The sequence below is a fragment of the Larkinella fluvii genome (genome assembly GCF_051857545.1).
In the GTDB taxonomy this organism is placed as follows: domain Bacteria; phylum Bacteroidota; class Bacteroidia; order Cytophagales; family Spirosomataceae; genus Larkinella.
The window spans coordinates 311,212-329,108 of record NZ_JBPZHB010000007.1 but is presented as its reverse complement, the minus strand read 5'-3'; the positions used below and the strand labels follow the sequence as shown (position 1 = coordinate 329,108).

The following is a 17,897-nucleotide window of genomic DNA, read 5'->3' as shown; positions in this document are numbered from 1 at the left end:
GTGGCGAATAGGAAAGGGAAAATATTAGATATACTGATTGATGAGGCTCTCCAGCCATTCCTGTTTGCCACTACGAACGGCAGGCTCCCCGTTTTCGAGCGTGTAGCTGCGCAGATCTTCCAGCGTCAGTTTGCCTTCTTCAAACGCTTTTCCGGGGCCGCCATCGAAAGAGCTGTAACGTTCAGTCCGGAATTTGAGATAGTCTGAATCTTTCAGAATGGCATCCGCCACGATAAACGAACGGGCAAACGCATCCATACCGCTGATGTGTGCAATGAATAAATCCTCGAAATCGGTGGAGTTCCGGCGCACTTTGGCGTCGAAGTTGATCCCCCCGGGTTTGATGCCTCCCGCCTGGTGAATCACCAGAGCCGCTTCGACCAGTTCATACAGATTGATCGGGAACTGATCGGTATCCCAGCCATTCTGGTTGTCGCCCCGGTTGGCGTCGATGCTGCCCAGCATCCCCGCATCGGCCGCTACCTGCAATTCGTGGTCGAAGGTATGCCCGGCCAAAGTCGCGTGGTTGACCTCGATGTTCAGTTGAAAATCATTCTCTAAACCGTACTGACGCAGGAAACCAATAACCGTTGCCGCGTCGTAATCGTACTGGTGTTTCGTGGGTTCCATCGGTTTCGGCTCAATGAAGAAGGTGCCTTTGAAACCTTGCTGGCGGGCATAATCGCGGGCCATGGTCAGAAACTTCGCCAGGTGCTCGACTTCCCGCTTCATGTTGGTGTTCAGCAGAGACATGTAGCCTTCCCGGCCACCCCAGAACACGTAGTTTTCGCCACCCAAAGCGATGGTGGCATCAATGGCATTTTTAACCTGGGTTCCGGCATAGGCCAACACCGCAAAATCCGGATTGGTCGATGCGCCGTTCATGTAGCGCGGGTTCGAGAACACATTCGCCGTACCCCACAGCAGCTTGACACCACTGGCCGACTGCTTCTGTTTTGCGTAGTCGACAATGGCCTGCAGGCGGTTTTCGTAATCATTGACCGATGGGCCTTCATCCACCAGGTCAATGTCGTGGAAACAATAATACGGCGCTCCGATCTTGGTGAAAAACTCAAAAGCAGCGTCCATTTTCAGTTTCGCCCGCACGTTGGCGTCGCTGTCCTGATCCCACGGAAAAACCCGCGTTCCGGGACCAAACGGATCTCCGCCCGCTCCGCAGAAGGTGTGCCAGTAGCTAATGGCAAAGCGGAGTTGTTCCCGCAGCGTTTTGCCACCCAGCATGTGATCAGGATTGTACCACTTAAACGCTAACGGATTCTTGGATTTGGGGCCTTCGTAGGCAATGGCGCCAATGCCGGGGAAAAATTCCCGGTCGCCCAGGGTGATGGTTGACATGGTTTGTAAACTGGTTAAGCGGTTTTGAATTCGATCTAGTTTCAAATGCAATTTTTTAATGGTGTAAAGTTGACACTTATTTTATAAATGTCAAAACGACACCTACTATTTTTTTATTGAACTCCTCTCTGTATCTGGCCGTAAAGTAGCAAGTCGTTGCGCTCCGGGAGATGAGATCGCTGGCTGGAAATTTGAGCTAGGTGGGTATGAAATTTAAAAAGGAGTCGGTGGCCTGCTGGTATTTGGTTTGATCTACCTGGTAGTAATAGGCTCCTTTCCGGGAAAATCCTTTCTGCTTTTCGTCCAGTTTAATGAGAAGGTTCGTCGAGAGGATTTTTCGGCTGAAGTTTCGTTTATCGAATTCGGTGTTGTAGACCGCATCATACAACTTTTTAAGTTGGGGAATTGTAAACTTCTCAGGCAGAAGTTCGAAACCAATGGGGTGCTGGGCCGCTTTGTAGCGTAACCGTTTGATGGCCAGGTCGACCATATCGCCGTGGTCGAACAGCAAAGGGGGTAAATTATAGATCGAAAACCACCGGGCCTGATACGTCTCCGTAATTTTCGATTCATAATCTGCCACTTTTACCAGCGAGAAATACGCCACCGAAACTGTTCGGACAATGGGGTCGCGGTGCGGGTCACCAAAAGCATGCAACTGTTCCAGGTATACGTTGGTCAGGCCGGTCAGGTCAAACAAGATGCGGGCGGCTGCCTGTTCCAGGCTTTCAACGGGTTGCAGCCATCCACCCATCAGCGACCAGGTACGCTCTTCCATGCCGCGTTTGACGAGTAACACTTTCAGGCTTTCCCCGTCAAAACCGAAGATGATGGAATCCAGAGCCACTAAGTACGGATGTTGCTGTTTATATTGGTCTAACATGGGTTGTTGAAAAGCCGGCGGTTTCGAAGTAAAGGCGAAAGTAGGGAATTCATCTCATTTTTACGGTTTGCCAAACACATCGTTCCGCCATAACAATCACCGACTGATCCAATTCAGGTCATCAGCCGCTCTGTTTTCCGGTCATTCTTCTGCTTTTACCGGTCGGTCCGAAAGGGGGATGCCGGTAATCCTTCCCGGTTATACAGATTGGGATTCACAGGGTTATCGGCCCAGGCATAGCGCACATACCGGGGCTCCGGCACCTCATCACTCCATACCACCACCTGGCCATTTTGGATACGGGCTTTTGCCCATACAAATTTTTTATCGCTACCCGCAATGGCAAAGTCACCGGGTGCTTCACCGTCCTGCGTGACCAAACCTCCACCGGTATGGGTGAAGCTGACCACAATTGTATTCCCCTCAATTGCCGATGATTGGTAGATTGGGCCGGAAGAAACCAGGTTTTCGTGGTAAGCGGTTTTCAAGGCAGCCAGAGCCAGCCGTTCGCCCACGTCTTTTTTATTATCGGGGTGAATGTCGTTCCATTCGCCCAAATCAATCGCCACGGCCATACCCGTGTTAGGCTCCTTCAGGGCGTTGAGCTGTGCTTCCCGCAAAACCGCCCAATGGCTCTCAGAGGGCTGGTAATTGTAGTCCATAAAACCGGGTAGCTGAACATACAGAAAGGGCAGCGTCCCCTGGTTCCAATGCCGTCGCCAGTCCGAAATCAAGGCCGGTAGCAGCGTAGCGTATTCGGCAGGACGACCGGCATTGCTTTCCCCCTGATACCAGCAAAAACCTTTGATGGCGTAGTTGGTTTCCGGCGCCACCATCGCATTATACAAGGCGGTGGGTTGATTTTGCGCACTGATTCCACCCCCGGAAACGCCAACTGGGGGCCGATAGGCCGCACCTACTTTATACTGCCAGGTGCCTTTCAGATCGAGGGTGTCGGTTCCGGCAAAAAGACAGTAAGGTTTGTCGGGAACAAAACCGCCTTTCCCCGCCGTGTTGGTGACCCGGATGACGAGCACATTCTTCCCGGCTTTCAGGACACCGGCAGGTAGTTTATACCGGCGCTGGGGGTATTGATACGTTGTTTTTCCGACTGATTTTCCATTGATAAATAGTTCATCGGCGTCCACGATGCGACCCAGAAAGACTTTGGCGGGCTGGCCGGTCATTGAAGCCGGTACGTCGATTTCCTTGCGATACCAGACCACGCCATTCAAGTCTTTCAGTCCCTGATCCTCCCAATAACCGGGAATGTTGATCGGGCGCCAGCCCTTCGGCGTATACGAAACGTCAGACCATTTTGGGGTGGCGGTTAGCCCGACATCTTCGGGTTGTATTGCAAGCGCAGGCGGTTTTCGGTTCTGGTGATTGAAATACGTCGTGTCTTTGTTCTTCGCGATGGTGGTTTTCATGGCCGGGAAACTGGCCAATCCCGCTTCACTTGTCCAGGCTTCGATGGGCGTCCCGCCGACACTGGCGTTGATGATGCCAATGGGGATTTTATAGGTTGCGTACAGTTTTTTAGCAAAAAAATAAGCCACTGCCGAAAAAGCCCTGACGTCTTCGCCCACGGCGGCTTTCCATTGTCCGGCCGGAAGATCACTTTGGGGCATTTGGAGGTTCGTCAGAGTGGGGACCCAGAACTGCCGGATTTGGGAGTCGTTGGCCTGTTCAATTTCTTTTGCGTACGTGACGTCATGGATGTTGAGTTGATGCACCATGTTGCTTTGCCCGCTGCAAAACCAGACGTCGCCCACCAGAATATCCTTGAGAGTCAGCCGGGAACTTCCCACAATATCCATCGTGAAGGGCCCGCCCGCCGGCATGGCGGATAGCCTAATCTGCCATTGACCGGTGGCGTCGGTGACGGTTTTGTAGCTGCGGTTTTTAAAACGGACGGAAATTTTTTCGCCCGGTTTTGCCCACCCCCAAATCTTCAGGGGGGCGTCGCGTTGGAGCACCATGCCATCGCTGATGAATTTGGGTAGGCGCACCTGCCCGAAACTCACGACCGACGCCAGCAAAAGAACTGTCAGGACATTCAGGACTTGTTTTGTATTTACGCTCATGGGTTAGGTTCAATTGATTCTTTTGCCCCGATAAAAAGTTGCCATAAAAATGCCGTCGTTTTGTTGTAAACGACGGCATTTTTACGCTGATCTTCATATATTACTCTACCACAATAACCGGTGGCAGCACTTTCTGTTCTTCCTCGGCCGACACTTCCTTCTTCTTCTCCGGTTTAGAACGCGCCTGCCGTTTCATGGTAATGTCGTACAGATCGGTTCGGCGGTCTTTCAGGATTTGAACCGAGCCTTGCTCGTGCAGTTCAGTCAGCAGTGACAGATCGAGATCGGTGATTAGCACCATTTCGGTGTTGGGCGTCGACTCGGCTTTGATGGCATTGTTGGGGAACTGAAAATCGGATGGCGTAAATACCGCCGATTGGGCGTAATGAATGTCCATATTGGCTACCCGGGGCAGGTTACCGACGCAGCCCGAAATGGCCACGTAACATTCGTTTTCAATCGCCCGCGCCATCGCACAATGCCGCACCCGGTTGTAGCCATTCTGGGTGTCGGTCAGGAAGGGGACGAACAGAATCTGCATGCCCTGATCGGCCAGAATCCGGCTCAGTTCCGGGAACTCGACGTCGTAGCAGATCAGCAACCCAATCTTGCCGCAGTCGGTATCAAATGTCCGGATTTCGTTGCCACCCACCATGCCGTAATGCCGAACTTCATTGGGTGTAATGTGAATTTTCCGGTACTCTTCGAACGACCCGTCCCGGCGGCAGAGATAGGCTACGTTGTATAGCTTGCCTTCGTCGATGAGCGGCATACTGCCACCCACAATGTTGACATTGTACGAAATTGCTAATTCTGACAACCGCTGCCGCACTTCATGCGTGACTTCGGCCAGTTTCCGAATGGCAACCGGGCCCGGCAGGTCATTGTAATCGGCCATCAACGGCGTATTGAAAAATTCCGGGAGAACCAGAAAATCGGCTTTGTAGTCACTGACAGAATCGGCGAAAAATTCGACCTGTTCGAGCAGTGCCTTCATATTCGGAAACAACCGCATTTGCCACTGCACCACACCCAACCGGATGATGTCGTTGGTATGCGGTTTTTTCTTCTTTTCATCGACGTAATAGATGTTGTTCCACTCCAGCAAGGTTGCGTATTCCAGCGATTCACTGTCGCCGGGCAAATAACCGCGCAGCACTTTCTTGACGTGAAAATCATTGGAAAGCTGGAACGTCAGTGTGGGGTCGTAGATTTCCTTCTGCTTTACTTTGGCAATAAACTCGCGGGGCGACATTTCGCCGGCATAGCGCACGTAGTTCGGAATCCGTCCGCCCGCCATGATGCCTTTCAGGTTCAGCGACTCACAAAGTTCCTTGCGGGCGTCGTACAGCCGTCGACCCAGTCGCAAATCCCGGTATTCGGGGTGGACGAACAACTCGATGCCATACAGCCAGTTACCTTTCGGATTGTGCGTGTCGAAACTGTAATTACCGGTAATTTCCTCGTACGTGTGGTTGTCGCCAAAATCGCTGTACTTCACCCGGATCGCGAGTGAACAGGCCACCACTTTGCCATCGACTTCCACACAGAACTGGCCTTCCGGGAAGATTTTCAGCAGTTTATCGATGAGGTTCTTTTCCCAATAATCCCCACCGATTCCGCTGTAGACTTCGATCATGGACTCCTTCAGGTCGGCGTAATCGGATTTTTGTAGTGTTCTGGTTTGAATATGCATAATACGGTCGTATTGTGAAGTTGTTACACAGAGTTAATCAGAGGAAATCAGAGATAAACAGAGACAAACTCTGATAAACCCTGATTTCCTCTGATTAACCCTGTGTAACAACGCCTTCTTTAATTTTCTCTTCTAAACTCAAAAGGTGTTCATCTGTAAAGTCCAGATGCGTGACGAAGCGGACCAGATGTTTCCCGAAGGTAACGGCTAAAATTCCTTTGCGGCCTAATTCTGCAACGTAATCGGCGGCTAAGATGTTCTGGTTCAGCCGAAAAATGACAATATTGGTATCGATGGGGTAAATTTCTTCCACTTCCGGCAACGGTAGCAGCATCTGACCGATTTTTCGGGCGCGGGCATGGTCGAGTTTCAGGCGGTTGATGTGGTGGTCGAGGGCGTAGATGCCCGCAGCCGCCAGGTAACCGGCCTGCCGCCATCCACCACCCATTAGTTTCCGGTAGCGACGGGCCTGTTTGATCACCTCCGCTTTCCCCAGCAACAACGATCCCACCGGACAACCCAGCCCTTTGGACAGGCAAATGCTAATCGAATCGAAGAGCTGACCGTAGGCTTCCGGGCTTTCCCCGGTTTCGACCAGCGCATTGAACAGGCGCGCGCCGTCGAGGTGCAGTTTCAACCCGTGTTCGTCGCACACCTGCCGGATGGCGGCAATTTCGGGAATGGTGTAATAACAGCCCCCGCCTTTGTTGACGGTATTTTCCAGACAAACCAGCCGCGTAATCGGCTTGTGCAGATCGTCGGGCTGAATATGGTCGCGCACCAGCTCGGGCGTCAGTTTGCCGCGTTCGCCCTGTGCCAGGCTGAGCGACGCCAGCGCATTGACGGCGATGCCCCCGCCTTCGTAGAGGTGAACGTGCGAGAGCTGGTCACAGATCACATCGTCGCCCGGGCGGGTATGGGTGCGAATCGCCAATTGGTTGGTCATTGTGCCGGAGGTGCAGAAAAGGGCGGCTTCCATCCCGAACAACCGGGCGGCTTTCTCTTCCAGGGCCAGCACCGTGGGGTCGTCGCCCAGCACATCGTCGCCCACTTCTGCGGTGAACATGGCTTCCAGCATCGCCGGGCTGGGTTTGGTAACGGTATCACTTCGTAAATCGATCGGCATAGCCTGACAGGGAAAATTTCGGTTGTACACAACTTACAAAGAAAACAAAAAAGCCGTCCCCTAAAAAGGAGACGGCTTTCTAAAACAGTAACAACAAATACTACTCTACTCTCACTTATATCGTTATAAACCAAAGTTTTTCGAAATTCCGAACGACGCCCCACTGCCAAAATCAAATTTAAAATTCGTCGTACTTTCAGAAGCGCCCTTGGGTTTGAGGGATGCGTAGCTCAAACCGCCGAAGCTAAAGTTTAAAGCAAACCCGTTTTTCATATTAACACCAATTGCCGGGAAGAAAGTGCCACGAAACCCATTTGACGATATGCCACCGGTTTTGCCTGAGAGAATATCGGCGTTAAACTGGCCATAGAGGGCGAAAATGTCCGAAAGGGGAACGGCATACCGGATAAAGGGGCCAACGGCAAAGGCCGAGGTTTTCGACTCGACGGCGTTCGTGGTGGTTTTCCAGCTTTCGGTCGAAAGCGACAAGCCGGCCGTCCAGTTGTCGGTAAACTGGTAACCAACCGCAGGTGAAAAACCGAAGGTATTGACCTTGTTACTCTCGCTGGTCTTTTGCGATTCGGCTTTGATCGACCCATACACCAATACCGTATTTTTCTGGGCATAAACGCCGGCTACGCTCAAGGCGGAAACCAGCAAACTCATTACTACTTTTTTCATTTCTTGTGTCTGGTTGTAAGATGACGCCCTTTTTCGAAGGGTTTACGTTGAGACGTAGAAATTTTTAAAAGTTACATTTTTTGAAAAAAAAACGGTTTAAACGGCACAAAAACGCGATATGCGGGCAGTCGGCAGGGTGGGGTGCCGGATTCGTTGGTTACGAATCCGGCACCGGATTTGCAGAAATGATTAGAGAAGAGCCGAATCAGTCTTTCCTGGTTTTAAACAACAGGTATGGATGAGTTGATCCATTACGCCATTCCGGGGTTTGTCCTTCTGCTGCTTACGGAAGTTGTGGTTACGGCGGTTCAGCAGAAAGACTATTACGAAACCCGGGATACACTGAGCAGTCTGTCGATGGGCATTGGCAATGTCATCATCGGACTGCTGGGCAAGGTTATTGTGTACGGAGCCTATGCGCTGGTGTATGAATACCGGCTCTTGACCATTGATATGACCCGGTGGTGGGCATGGGTCGCGTTGTTTTTGGCCGACGATTTCAGTTACTACTGGTTTCACCGAATCAGCCACAGCAGCCGGTATTTCTGGGCGTCCCACGTGGTGCATCACTCGTCGCAGAAATACAATTTAGGAACAGCGCTCCGGCAAACGTGGACGGGCAGTCTGAGCGGGGCGTTTGTTTTCTGGATCTGGCTACCGTTGCTCGGTTTTCATCCGGCCGCAGTTCTGACCATGCAGGCAATCAGCTTGTTATATCAGTTCTGGATTCATACCGAATACATCAACCGGTTTCCGGCTTTCATCGAAGCGGTTTTCAATACACCTTCGCACCACCGTGTTCACCACGGTTCGGATCTGAAATACCTGGATAAAAATCATGCCGGGGTGCTGATTATCTGGGATCGGGTTTTTGGCACTTTTCAACAGGAAGAAGAACGACCCACCTATGGGCTGACTAAAAATATTGAGACCCACAACCCCGTCCGGATTGCGTTTCACGAATGGGTAGACATAAGCCGGGATGTGGCCAAATCCGGTTCTTTTCGACGGGCTATTCAGTATGTGTTCGGTCCACCGGGCTGGAGTCACGATGGTTCCCGAAAAACCACCCGACAATTGCGCAGGGAAGCTTCAGTTCCGGAAAAACACGATACTGGAAGGCTATAAAACAAGATGACCGGAATCACAATCATACTTTTTTCCGATATTCCTGACTAATCAACCGATTATATTCCGGATGGTTTTTAATGTAAGTCGCTACAAATGAACAGGATGGGATTATTTCTAGGTTGTATTTCTCGATGTATTCCAGCGTGCCTTGCACCAATTGAGAGCCTAAACCAGCGCCTTCCTGTTTGGAGGGCACTTCCGTATGCGTCAACACCAGCGTTTTTTCGTCTTTAGGAGTGTAGGCGATAAAAGAGAGCTGTCCATAATTTTCGAGTTCAAAGCGATTTTCCGCCCGATTGATGGAAACCGCTTTTTCCTGAGTTTTCATGATGAGGGGTTTTTAGGTTTTGTACGTAGGTAACCATTCAAGAAATAATATGTTACGATTCTGTGGTAATTTATGAGGAAAATACGGCTGTTTGTCAATTGCCAACCTAAGCGTTGAAAATTCTCTTGCCATAATCGACGGTTTTCCTGAAATTAACGCTCTGGATAGGAACACGGATGGAGCGGATGTGACGGATTTTCACCGATTAAAATCCGTCACATCCGCTCCATCCGTGTTCCTATCTAAATCCCTAACCATTTCAAATCATGAAAATCAAAACCGTATTTTCCCTTTTGCTGGTGTTGTGGATGGCCACAGCCTCCCGCCAATCCGTTCCTTCGCTGGCCGGTTCCTGGCGCCTAACCGATAGTGGTGGTGCCACGGTCGACTTTGTGCTTTCGGAAGGCTATATGATGGGGGCCTTTCACGAAAATGGCCGCTTTCTGGGTGCGCAGGGAGGAACTTACCAAACCGATGGCAAGCAACTGAAAATCACTTACGAATTCAATACTGAAGACAGTATGCAGGTAGGAACCACGCAAACGCTGACCATCGATTCATTCAAAGACAACCGCCTGGTTGTGAAAAGCGACGACGGCACCGATACTTACGAACGCACCGATACACCGACGGCCCAAACCCCGATGGCTGGTTTATGGCGCATAACGGGCAACATCGACGATAATGGGCAGGTGAAAACCCGTCAGCGAACTGCCCGGAAAACCCTGAAACTCCTGACTGGAAACCGGTTTCAGTGGGCCGCCATCAATCCGGAAACCAAACAATTTATGGGAACGGGTGGTGGCACCTACACCGCTGTAAACGGCAAATACACCGAAAAACTGGAATTCTTCTCCCGCGACAACAACCGCGTGGGCCGTTCCCTGCCATTTGATGCCGAACTGAAGGGAAACGACTGGTATCACCGGGGGCAAAGCTCGACCGGCGGAAAGGTCAGTGAAGTTTGGAGCCGCGAAAAATAAGCTTACCTTGGGGCTGAAATACTGTTTCAGCCCTTTTTACTGAAAATTGCCTGCCATGTTTTTGATTGATGCCCACCTGGACATTTCCCTGAATGCGATTGAATGGAACCGCGATTACCGGCTGTCGGCCCACGAAATCCGGGACGTGGAAGCGGGAATGACCGATAAAATTGACCGCGCCAAAGGCACGGTTTCGTTGCCCGATCTTCGCCGGGGCGACATTGGCCTCGTGGTCGCCACGCAAATCGCCCGGTTTAACCAGAGCAACGGCAACCTGCCCGGTGCAGGTTGGAATTCGCCCCACCAGGCCTGGGCCATGACCCAGGCGCAGCGGGCGTGGTATGAAGCCATGCAGGACGCGGGTGAGATGATTCAGATTCGCGACCTCACCGGACTCAATCAGCACGTTGCGCTTTGGCTCGATGCATCGATTCCCAACGAAAAAAAACCGGTGGGCTACATTCTGAGTCTGGAAGGGGCCGATTCGCTGGTGAACTTGTCGTACCTGGAAAAAGCCTATGCGTATGGACTGAGAGCCTTGGGACCAGCGCATTACAGCTCCGGCCGCTATGCACCCGGCACGGGATTGAGCGGTCCGCTGACGCCCCTGGGCCGGGAACTGGTGTTGGAAATGGATCGGCTGGGGATCATTCTGGATGCCACACACCTGACCGATGAAGGGTTTTCGGAAGCTCTTTCGCTGTTTAAAGGTCCGGTTTGGGCCAGTCACCACAACTGCCGGACGCTCGTGCCGTACCAGCGTCAGTTGTCCGACGACCAGATTCTTCAGTTGGCCGAACGCGGTGGGGTGATTGGCGGATGTTTTGATGCCTGGATGATGAAACCCGGTTTTACGCAGCGAACCAGCAATCCGGCCGATTTTGGCATCACCATCGAAACCATCATCGAGCACTACGACCACATTTGCCAGCTTACGGGCAGCAGCCAGCACATCGCCATCGGTAGCGATCTGGACGGAACGTATGGCACCGAGCAGTCGCCCACCGACCTGGATACCATCGCCGATTTGCAGAAATTGACCGGTTTACTGGCTGCGCGGGGGTATGCTCAGAATGATATTGAAAACATCTTTTACAAAAACTGGCTGCGGTTTCTGCGGAATGCCTGGCGTTGAACCTGTGGAATTCAAACTGGCTGGCGGGGTTGCCTTTTTCGGGTGAGCATGAGCCGGATGATGAAGACAAAAATCAGCAAAACCACAACAGCGGCCAGTAGCGGCAGAAAAACCGCCATCAGCGAAAGCCCGAAGGATGCGACGTTCTCGACACTGGCGACCACCGGATTGCCCAAACCACCGGTTGTGGCCGTCGAGCCGATGCGTAGCAAACTGGTGCCGGTCTGAATGAGACCCGCCGTTCCACCGCCCGCAATGATGCCCAATCCCCATTTCAAAACCGGCTCGTCGATGGCAACGAACGAGGTTGTCAGGATGGCACCGGCTACGAACGCAATCGGCGTGGCCACCGTATCCAGCGCATTGTCGAGCCACGGAATGTAATACGCTCCGACTTCTATCAGGGTGGCTGTCGCCAGTAAAAAGAAAGCAGTCCAGGTTCCCAGCCATTCAAAACCGGGCGTTACGGCAATCCAGCCCACTTTGACGGCCAGGCTGGCGACGAGCATGGGGACAAATATCCGAAAACCGCAACAGGCACTTAAGGCAATGCCCAGGCAAAAACTGAGTATCCATTCCATACTGGTGTGTATCGTAATCCGGGAAGAAAGATAGGAGATGGGCGTTAATAATCTCAGGAATTCCGTATTTTTCGCGCCAAATCGTTCTTATTCCCAAACCTTTCATGAACCGTCGTCAGACCCTTGCTGCCTTAGCCGCCACGACTGGTGGAGCCGTTATGTCGCCCTCAACGTTGTTAGCCCATTCTTCACCCGAAGTGGTAAAAGATCCTCCGCCGTTTACGTTTGCTCTGAATATGAGCACCATACGGGGGCAAAATCTTGGTTTTGTGAAAGAACTGGAAGTGGCTTCGAAAGCCGGTTTTCGCTCGGTCGAAATCTGGATGAACTCCTTTCAGGAATACCTGAAAACCCATACCGTTGCCGATGTTCGCAAATTGCTGGGTGATCTGGGAATCAAAGTTGAAAACGCCATCGGGTTTGCGCAGTGGATTGTCGATGATGAAACCACCCGAACGAAGGGCGTAGAACAACTGAAGCAGGAAATGGAATTGCTGGCGCAGATTGGCTGCAAACGCACCGCTGCACCGCCGATGGGAGCGACCCAGCAACCCGGTCTGGACCTGCGGAAAGCCGCCGAACGGTACCGGACAATTCTGGAACTGGGGGATAAAACCGGCGTGGTACCGCAACTGGAACTGTGGGGCGGTTCCAAAAACCTGAATAAACTGAGTGAAGTGATGTTCATTGCTGTCGAGAGCGGACACCCGTCAGCGCGGGTGTTGCTGGACATTTACCACTTGTATAAAGGCGGGTCGAGCCCTGCCAGCCTGCCGTTGGTGGGCAAACCCGGCATCGAGGTTTTCCATTTGAACGATTACCCCGCGAATCCGCCCCGCGAAACCATCGTGGATGCCGACCGTGTGTATCCGGGCGATGGCATTGGGCCGGTTCGTGACACGCTCAAGCAACTGAAAACACCCGGCAAAACGATCGTGTTGTCACTCGAACTGTTCAACAAGAACTACTACGCGCAGGACGCGCTGCTGGTGGCAAAAACCGGGTTGGAGAAAATGAAGAAAGTGGCGGAGGGGGTTTGAAAAGAAGTTATTTCGCAGAGTTGAGCGGAGAAAAAGGGAGTTAAGCAGAGTTTTTTGTCAAGAAATTCTCCGCTTAACTCCCTTTTTCTCCGCTCAACTCCGCGAAACAACTCGTCTAAACTCACTTAGTGCGAGTCCCGCTTCACCACCGGGCCGGAACCGCCTTGCAGGAAGTCGAAGTCGGCGCCCTCGTGGGCTTGCAGAACGTGGCGGATATACATTCGGGTATAGCCGCGTTCGTAACCCAGGTCGATGGGTTTGAAATGAGTCAGCCGCCGGGCCAGCTCTTCGTTATCGACGTGGAGATTGAGCAGGCGGTTTTCGACGTCGAGCGTAATCAGATCACCATCCTGAACCAGTGCCAGATTGCCGCCTATAGCCGCTTCTGGCGAAACGTGCAGAACCACCGTACCAAAACCGGTGCCGCTCATCCGACCATCCGAAATTCGCACCATGTCGTGAACACCCAGCGCCAGAATTTTGGCCGGGAGCTGCATATTGCCCACTTCGGGCATGCCGGGATAGCCTTTCGGCCCCACGTTTTTGAGTACCAGCACGCACGACGGATCAACGTCCAGTTCCGGGTCGTCGATGCGTTTTTTGTAGTCGTCGATGTTCTCGAAAACCACCGCCCGACCGGTGTGCTGCATGAGTTCGGGAGAAGCCGCCGAGGGTTTCAAAACCGCCCCGTTCGGACACAGATTCCCTTTCAGAATGGCCACGCCCGATTCCGGTTTGAACGGTTCGGCCACCGACGCAATCACATCCCGGTTGTAACATTCGGCCGCCAGGCTGTTCTCGCCCAGCGTCCGGCCATTGATCGTCATGGCGTCGTTGTGTAAAAACTGCCGCAATTCCTTGATGATGGCGGGCAAACCACCGGCGTAAAACAAATCCTCCACGAAATGTTCTCCGGAAGGCTGCAAATTGGCTAACAACGGAATTTGAGCCGATAGTTTGTCAAAATCATCGATCGACAGCGGCACGCCCATCCGCCCGGCAATGGCCGTCAGGTGGATGATGAAATTGGTTGATCCGCCCAGAGCGGCATTGACCATGATCGCGTTTTCGAAGGCCTGGCGGGTTAAGATATCGGACGGCCGGATGTTTTGCTTCACCAGCTCGACGGCCCGCATCCCGGCCATGTGGGCCAGCACTTTCCGGCGCGAATCAGCCGCCGGAATGGTGGCATTGTCGGGCAAGGCCAGCCCCAGCGATTCGACCATCGCGGCCATCGTGGAAGCGGTTCCCATCACGGCGCAGTGGCCCTGGCTCCGGGCCATACAGGCTTCGGCGGCCACGAATTCTTCCTGCGACATTTCGCCTTTTTTGTTGGCTTCGGCAAACCGCCAGAGGTCGGATGTACCAATGTTGCGACCTTTGTATTTACCCGCCAGCATCGGCCCACCAGACACCACGAGGGTGGGAATGTCGACGCTGCAAGCGCCCATCACCAGCGAGGGCGTGGTTTTGTCACAACCGCACAGCAGCACCACGGCGTCCATCGAGTTACCGCGAATCGACTCTTCCACGTCCATGCTGGCAAGGTTTCGGAACAGCATGGTGGTCGGTTTCATCTGGCACTCGCCGAGCGACATGACGGGGAATTCGAGCGGAAAACCGCCTGCTTCCCACACGCCCCGCTTGACGGCTTCGGCCAGGTCGCGGAAATGGGCGTTGCAGGGTGTTAATTCAGAAAACGTATTGCAGATGCCAATAACGGGCTTACTTTCAAACAGATGGTGAGGAAATCCCTGGTTTTTCATCCAGGCCCGGTAAATAAAACCGTCTTTGCCGGTGCGGCCAAACCATTCTTGGGAACGAAGGTACATTGTTGAATTGGAGGTTAGTGAGTGAAGGATTTCGTGACTTTTAGGAACTGAAATTTGAGTTGTCGGATCATTTGGAGCGGTAAGTTAGAAAGTTTTTGGTAAATGAACGCCTTTGCACTTTTCATCAATAAGTTTAATATCTTCGCAAGATTACTCAATCGTTTCATTGAATGAACTCACCCGTCACTTGCTTTCTGATCGACGATGACGAAGACGATCAGGAATTGTTTACGCTGGCTTTGAAAAAAGTGGATCCAACGCTGACGTGTGTGGTGGCTGACGATTGTGGAGAAGCCATCCAAAAACTCCGCGAGGAAGATGCCTTCATGCCCCAGTTCATTTTTCTGGATCTGAATATGCCACGGATGCACGGAAAACAGTGTTTGATGGAGTTGAAGAAAATTGCGCGCATCGAACACATTCCCATCATCATTTATACTACGTCGTCGGAACCCAAAGATATTCACGAAACCAAAGCCCTGGGAGCAACCGATTTTTTGACCAAACCGCCCCTCATTTCAACCCTGACTACCCGCCTGGCTAAACTGTTGTTCAATCAGCCAATGGCTTGAAAGAGTTTTTCATGGAACCCAAAACCTTGCCTATTCCCTTCCAATTTCTCGCTCGTGGGGGCGAAATGGGCCGGTTGATCCATTCGTTCAACTGGTCGGAAACGCCATTGGGTCCAATCGAAAACTGGCCCCAAAGCCTTCGGACGACGTTGAGCATCATCCTGAATTCCAAATTCCCCATGTTTCTGTTTTGGGGACCGGAACTAATCGGTTTTTACAACGATGCCTTTCGGCCCAGCCTGGGCGGCAACGGAAAACATCCTATGGCGCTGGGAAAACGGGGGGGCGAAATCTGGCCGGAAATCTGGTCAACGATCCAACCCCTGATCGATCAGGTGATGCGGGGTGGAGAAGCCATCTGGAGCGAAGATCAACTGCTTCCGATTTACCGGAATGGCGGCATCGAGGAGGTATACTGGACTTTTAGCTACAGCCCGGTCAATGTAGAATCGGGTGCCGTGGGCGGGGTTTTTGTCACCTGTACGGAAACGACGGAGAAAATTCTGACTCTTAAAAAAATTGAAGAAAGTAAGGATCAGTTGCAGTTTGCCATCGATGCGGCTGAATTAGGAACCTGGGACCTGAACCCGTCTACAAACCGCTTTACCGGAAATAACCGGCTAAAATCGTGGTTTGGGCTGGCTCCCGATGTCGAAATCGATTTGTCGATGGCTCTGGATATCATCGCTGACAAAGACCGGCAGCGGGTCGCCGAAGCCATTCAAGCGGCTCTGAAACCGGGTTCGCCAGGGCAGTATGACCTCGAATATACCATCGTGAACCGCCTTGATAAACAGGAACGGTTTGTCAAGGCGAAAGGCAAGGCGTTTTTTGATGAGTCGGGAAAAGCCTATCGGTTTAACGGAACCTTGCAGGACATCACGGAGGAGGTTCGGGGCCGGGAAGAACAGCATAAATTGTTGACGCTGGTCGAAAATAGTGTCGATCTGATGTCGATTCTGGAACTGGATGGCACCAATTCGTACATTAATAAAGCCGGAAAAGAACTGCTGGGCATCGACTGTGATCAGGATGTTTCGCTGATTCCGATCTCGGATTTGCATACGCCGGAGCAATTTGAATTTGTTGCCGCCGAAATTATACCGTCAGTCATGGGAACGGGCCGCTGGTCGGGTCGGTTTGCCGCCCGGAATGTGAAAACCGGGGAGACCATTCCGCTGTATAACAACTGCCTGCGGGTCGACGACCGGAACACGGGCCTGCCCCTGGCGATCGGGGCGGTTATGCGGGATTTGCGCCCTGAGCTAGCGGTGCAGAAGGCTCTGGAAGAAAGCAAAGAACGGTTTCGGTTGCTGGCGGATTTTATGCCGCAGTTTGTCTGGGCTTCCGATTCGTCCGGAACGCTGAACTATTTCAATCAGGCGGTTTATGACTATTCCGGCCTGACCAGCACGGAAGTGGCCGACCATGGCTGGCTTCGGATTGTTCATCCGGACGACCGCCAGGCCAATCTGGCTCGGTGGATGAAGTCGATGGAAACCGGGGAGGATTTTGACTTTCAGCACCGGTTTCAGCGATATGACGGGGAGTACCGCTGGCAACTCAGCCGTGCCGTGCCCATGCGGGATGAGGAAGGCCGGATTCAGTGGTGGATTGGCACCAGCACCGACATCGACGACCAGAAAAAGATGGCGGACAAGCTGGAGCAAATGGTGCAGCAGCGTACGGAGGAACTGAACCGGAGTAATCAGGAATTGATCAAAACCAATCATGAACTGGAACAGTTTGCCTACATTGCCAGCCATGATTTGCAGGAGCCATTGCGCAAAATTCAATCCTTTTCGGAACTGCTCCAGGCTAATTTGAAGGATGAAGAAGCCGCAGGTCAGTACCTCGATAAAATCAGTACGTCGGCGAAGCGCATGGCCGAATTGATCAAATCCGTCCTCAATTATTCCCGCTTGTCGACCACCGCCGACCCCTTTGTCGAAACCGACCTCAACCAGATTCTGGAAAATGTCGAAACCGATTTTGAGTTGCTGATTCAACAGAAACGGGCTACGATTCAGCGCGACAGGCTACCGGTGATTGAAGGAATTCCGATGCAGTTGAACCAGCTTTTTTCGAATTTGATGGGCAATTCACTCAAATTCTCCGTGAAGGATCCCCACATCGTCATTGCTTCGCAGGCTCTCCGACCGACCGACGCGGCCCAGCTAAGCGGGTTAAATCCAGGTTTTGACTACGTCCACATTCAGTTTACGGACAACGGAATCGGCTTCGAGCAGGAATATTCCGAGCGGGTTTTTACAATTTTTCAACGGTTAAATCACCGCAAGTCCTACAGTGGCACCGGCATCGGTCTGGCCCTGTGCCGCAAAATCGTGGAAAACCACAGCGGCATCATCCGGGCCGAAAGCGAACTGGACAAAGGCACGACGTTCCACATTTATCTGCCGGTGAAGCGGTGATTTCTACGGTTTACGGTTTATAGTTTACGGTTTA

Annotated in this window: 15 protein-coding genes; 6 read left to right on the top strand and 9 right to left on the bottom strand. The window is 52.3% G+C overall.

The genetic code is table 11. The features are described from left to right. Positions 1–24 precede the first annotated feature (24 nt). The 6 genes from xylA to ACS5NO_RS20250 form a co-directional block, all read right to left on the bottom strand. Positions 25–1,356 (bottom strand): xylose isomerase, encoded by a 1,332-nt coding sequence (xylA, locus tag ACS5NO_RS20275; protein WP_439416822.1) that lies wholly within the window; start codon positions 1,354–1,356, stop codon positions 25–27. A 196-nt stretch (positions 1,357–1,552) separates the two neighbouring features. Then, positions 1,553–2,239 carry an NUDIX hydrolase gene (locus tag ACS5NO_RS20270; RefSeq protein ID WP_114409481.1) on the bottom strand — a complete coding sequence of 229 codons (687 nt, stop codon included), beginning with the start codon at positions 2,237–2,239 and terminating at the stop codon, positions 1,553–1,555. A gap of 155 nt (positions 2,240–2,394) precedes the next feature. Next, the gene (locus ACS5NO_RS20265) at positions 2,395–4,326 is read right to left on the bottom strand and encodes a sialate O-acetylesterase (RefSeq protein ID WP_439416821.1); all 1,932 of its coding nucleotides are present in this window, start codon (positions 4,324–4,326) and stop codon (positions 2,395–2,397) included. A gap of 100 nt (positions 4,327–4,426) precedes the next feature. After that, positions 4,427–6,022 carry a GNAT family N-acetyltransferase gene (locus ACS5NO_RS20260; protein WP_439416820.1) on the bottom strand — a complete coding sequence of 532 codons (1,596 nt, stop codon included), beginning with the start codon at positions 6,020–6,022 and terminating at the stop codon, positions 4,427–4,429. Between the two features lie 94 nt (positions 6,023–6,116). Then, entirely contained in the window at positions 6,117–7,148 is a 1,032-nt protein-coding gene (locus ACS5NO_RS20255) for a threonine aldolase family protein (protein WP_439416819.1), read from the bottom strand. A gap of 123 nt (positions 7,149–7,271) precedes the next feature. Next, positions 7,272–7,829: an outer membrane beta-barrel protein gene (locus ACS5NO_RS20250; RefSeq protein ID WP_439416818.1), complete on the bottom strand. Its 558-nt coding sequence runs from the start codon at positions 7,827–7,829 to the stop codon at positions 7,272–7,274. 234 nt (positions 7,830–8,063) lie between these two features. On the opposite strand from ACS5NO_RS20250, the gene ACS5NO_RS20245 reads away from it, so the two are divergent. After that, positions 8,064–8,957: a sterol desaturase family protein gene (locus ACS5NO_RS20245; protein WP_439416817.1), complete on the top strand. Its 894-nt coding sequence runs from the start codon at positions 8,064–8,066 to the stop codon at positions 8,955–8,957. A 22-nt stretch (positions 8,958–8,979) separates the two neighbouring features. Here the strand turns inward: ACS5NO_RS20245 and ACS5NO_RS20240 are convergent, their stop codons facing one another. Then, positions 8,980–9,288 carry a GNAT family N-acetyltransferase gene (locus tag ACS5NO_RS20240; RefSeq protein WP_439416816.1) on the bottom strand — a complete coding sequence of 103 codons (309 nt, stop codon included), beginning with the start codon at positions 9,286–9,288 and terminating at the stop codon, positions 8,980–8,982. Positions 9,289–9,554: 266 nt separating this feature from the next. Here ACS5NO_RS20240 and ACS5NO_RS20235 point away from each other — a divergent pair, with 266 nt between their 5' ends. Continuing rightward, positions 9,555–10,271, top strand: coding sequence for a membrane or secreted protein (locus ACS5NO_RS20235; protein WP_439416815.1), 717 nt, complete (start codon positions 9,555–9,557; stop codon positions 10,269–10,271). A 55-nt stretch (positions 10,272–10,326) separates the two neighbouring features. Beyond that, a complete protein-coding gene (locus ACS5NO_RS20230; protein WP_439416814.1) occupies positions 10,327–11,406 on the top strand; it encodes a dipeptidase in 1,080 nt (359 codons plus the stop codon). 11 nt (positions 11,407–11,417) lie between these two features. Here ACS5NO_RS20230 and ACS5NO_RS20225 read toward each other — a convergent pair whose 3' ends face one another. After that, entirely contained in the window at positions 11,418–11,987 is a 570-nt protein-coding gene (locus tag ACS5NO_RS20225; RefSeq protein ID WP_439416813.1) for a DUF4126 domain-containing protein, read from the bottom strand. A gap of 104 nt (positions 11,988–12,091) precedes the next feature. Here ACS5NO_RS20225 and ACS5NO_RS20220 point away from each other — a divergent pair, with 104 nt between their 5' ends. Then, on the top strand, positions 12,092–13,027 hold the full coding sequence (locus tag ACS5NO_RS20220) for a sugar phosphate isomerase/epimerase family protein (RefSeq protein ID WP_421825606.1): 936 nt from the start codon (positions 12,092–12,094) through the stop codon (positions 13,025–13,027). Between the two features lie 125 nt (positions 13,028–13,152). Here the strand turns inward: ACS5NO_RS20220 and ACS5NO_RS20215 are convergent, their stop codons facing one another. Continuing rightward, positions 13,153–14,859 (bottom strand): IlvD/Edd family dehydratase, encoded by a 1,707-nt coding sequence (locus ACS5NO_RS20215; RefSeq protein ID WP_439416812.1) that lies wholly within the window; start codon positions 14,857–14,859, stop codon positions 13,153–13,155. A gap of 170 nt (positions 14,860–15,029) precedes the next feature. On the opposite strand from ACS5NO_RS20215, the gene ACS5NO_RS20210 reads away from it, so the two are divergent. Both ACS5NO_RS20210 and ACS5NO_RS20205 read left to right on the top strand, forming a co-directional pair. Continuing rightward, positions 15,030–15,431: a response regulator gene (locus ACS5NO_RS20210; RefSeq protein ID WP_138991565.1), complete on the top strand. Its 402-nt coding sequence runs from the start codon at positions 15,030–15,032 to the stop codon at positions 15,429–15,431. Between the two features lie 11 nt (positions 15,432–15,442). Continuing rightward, positions 15,443–17,863 (top strand): PAS domain-containing sensor histidine kinase, encoded by a 2,421-nt coding sequence (locus ACS5NO_RS20205; protein ID WP_439416811.1) that lies wholly within the window; start codon positions 15,443–15,445, stop codon positions 17,861–17,863. The last annotated feature ends 34 nt before the right edge of the window (positions 17,864–17,897 follow it).

Coding starts and splice junctions, on each gene's coding strand:
- ACS5NO_RS20260 (WP_439416820.1), bottom strand. CDS start 6,022: ATGCATATTCAAACCAGAACACTACAAAAATCCGATTACGCCGACCTG.
- ACS5NO_RS20255 (WP_439416819.1), bottom strand. CDS start 7,148: ATGCCGATCGATTTACGAAGTGATACCGTTACCAAACCCAGCCCGGCG.
- xylA (WP_439416822.1), bottom strand. CDS start 1,356: ATGTCAACCATCACCCTGGGCGACCGGGAATTTTTCCCCGGCATTGGC.
- ACS5NO_RS20265 (WP_439416821.1), bottom strand. CDS start 4,326: ATGAGCGTAAATACAAAACAAGTCCTGAATGTCCTGACAGTTCTTTTG.
- ACS5NO_RS20220 (WP_421825606.1), top strand. CDS start 12,092: ATGAACCGTCGTCAGACCCTTGCTGCCTTAGCCGCCACGACTGGTGGA.
- ACS5NO_RS20225 (WP_439416813.1), bottom strand. CDS start 11,987: ATGGAATGGATACTCAGTTTTTGCCTGGGCATTGCCTTAAGTGCCTGT.
- ACS5NO_RS20215 (WP_439416812.1), bottom strand. CDS start 14,859: ATGTACCTTCGTTCCCAAGAATGGTTTGGCCGCACCGGCAAAGACGGT.
- ACS5NO_RS20230 (WP_439416814.1), top strand. CDS start 10,327: ATGTTTTTGATTGATGCCCACCTGGACATTTCCCTGAATGCGATTGAA.
- ACS5NO_RS20250 (WP_439416818.1), bottom strand. CDS start 7,829: ATGAAAAAAGTAGTAATGAGTTTGCTGGTTTCCGCCTTGAGCGTAGCC.
- ACS5NO_RS20245 (WP_439416817.1), top strand. CDS start 8,064: ATGGATGAGTTGATCCATTACGCCATTCCGGGGTTTGTCCTTCTGCTG.
- ACS5NO_RS20235 (WP_439416815.1), top strand. CDS start 9,555: ATGAAAATCAAAACCGTATTTTCCCTTTTGCTGGTGTTGTGGATGGCC.
- ACS5NO_RS20205 (WP_439416811.1), top strand. CDS start 15,443: ATGGAACCCAAAACCTTGCCTATTCCCTTCCAATTTCTCGCTCGTGGG.
- ACS5NO_RS20270 (WP_114409481.1), bottom strand. CDS start 2,239: ATGTTAGACCAATATAAACAGCAACATCCGTACTTAGTGGCTCTGGAT.
- ACS5NO_RS20210 (WP_138991565.1), top strand. CDS start 15,030: ATGAACTCACCCGTCACTTGCTTTCTGATCGACGATGACGAAGACGAT.
- ACS5NO_RS20240 (WP_439416816.1), bottom strand. CDS start 9,288: ATGAAAACTCAGGAAAAAGCGGTTTCCATCAATCGGGCGGAAAATCGC.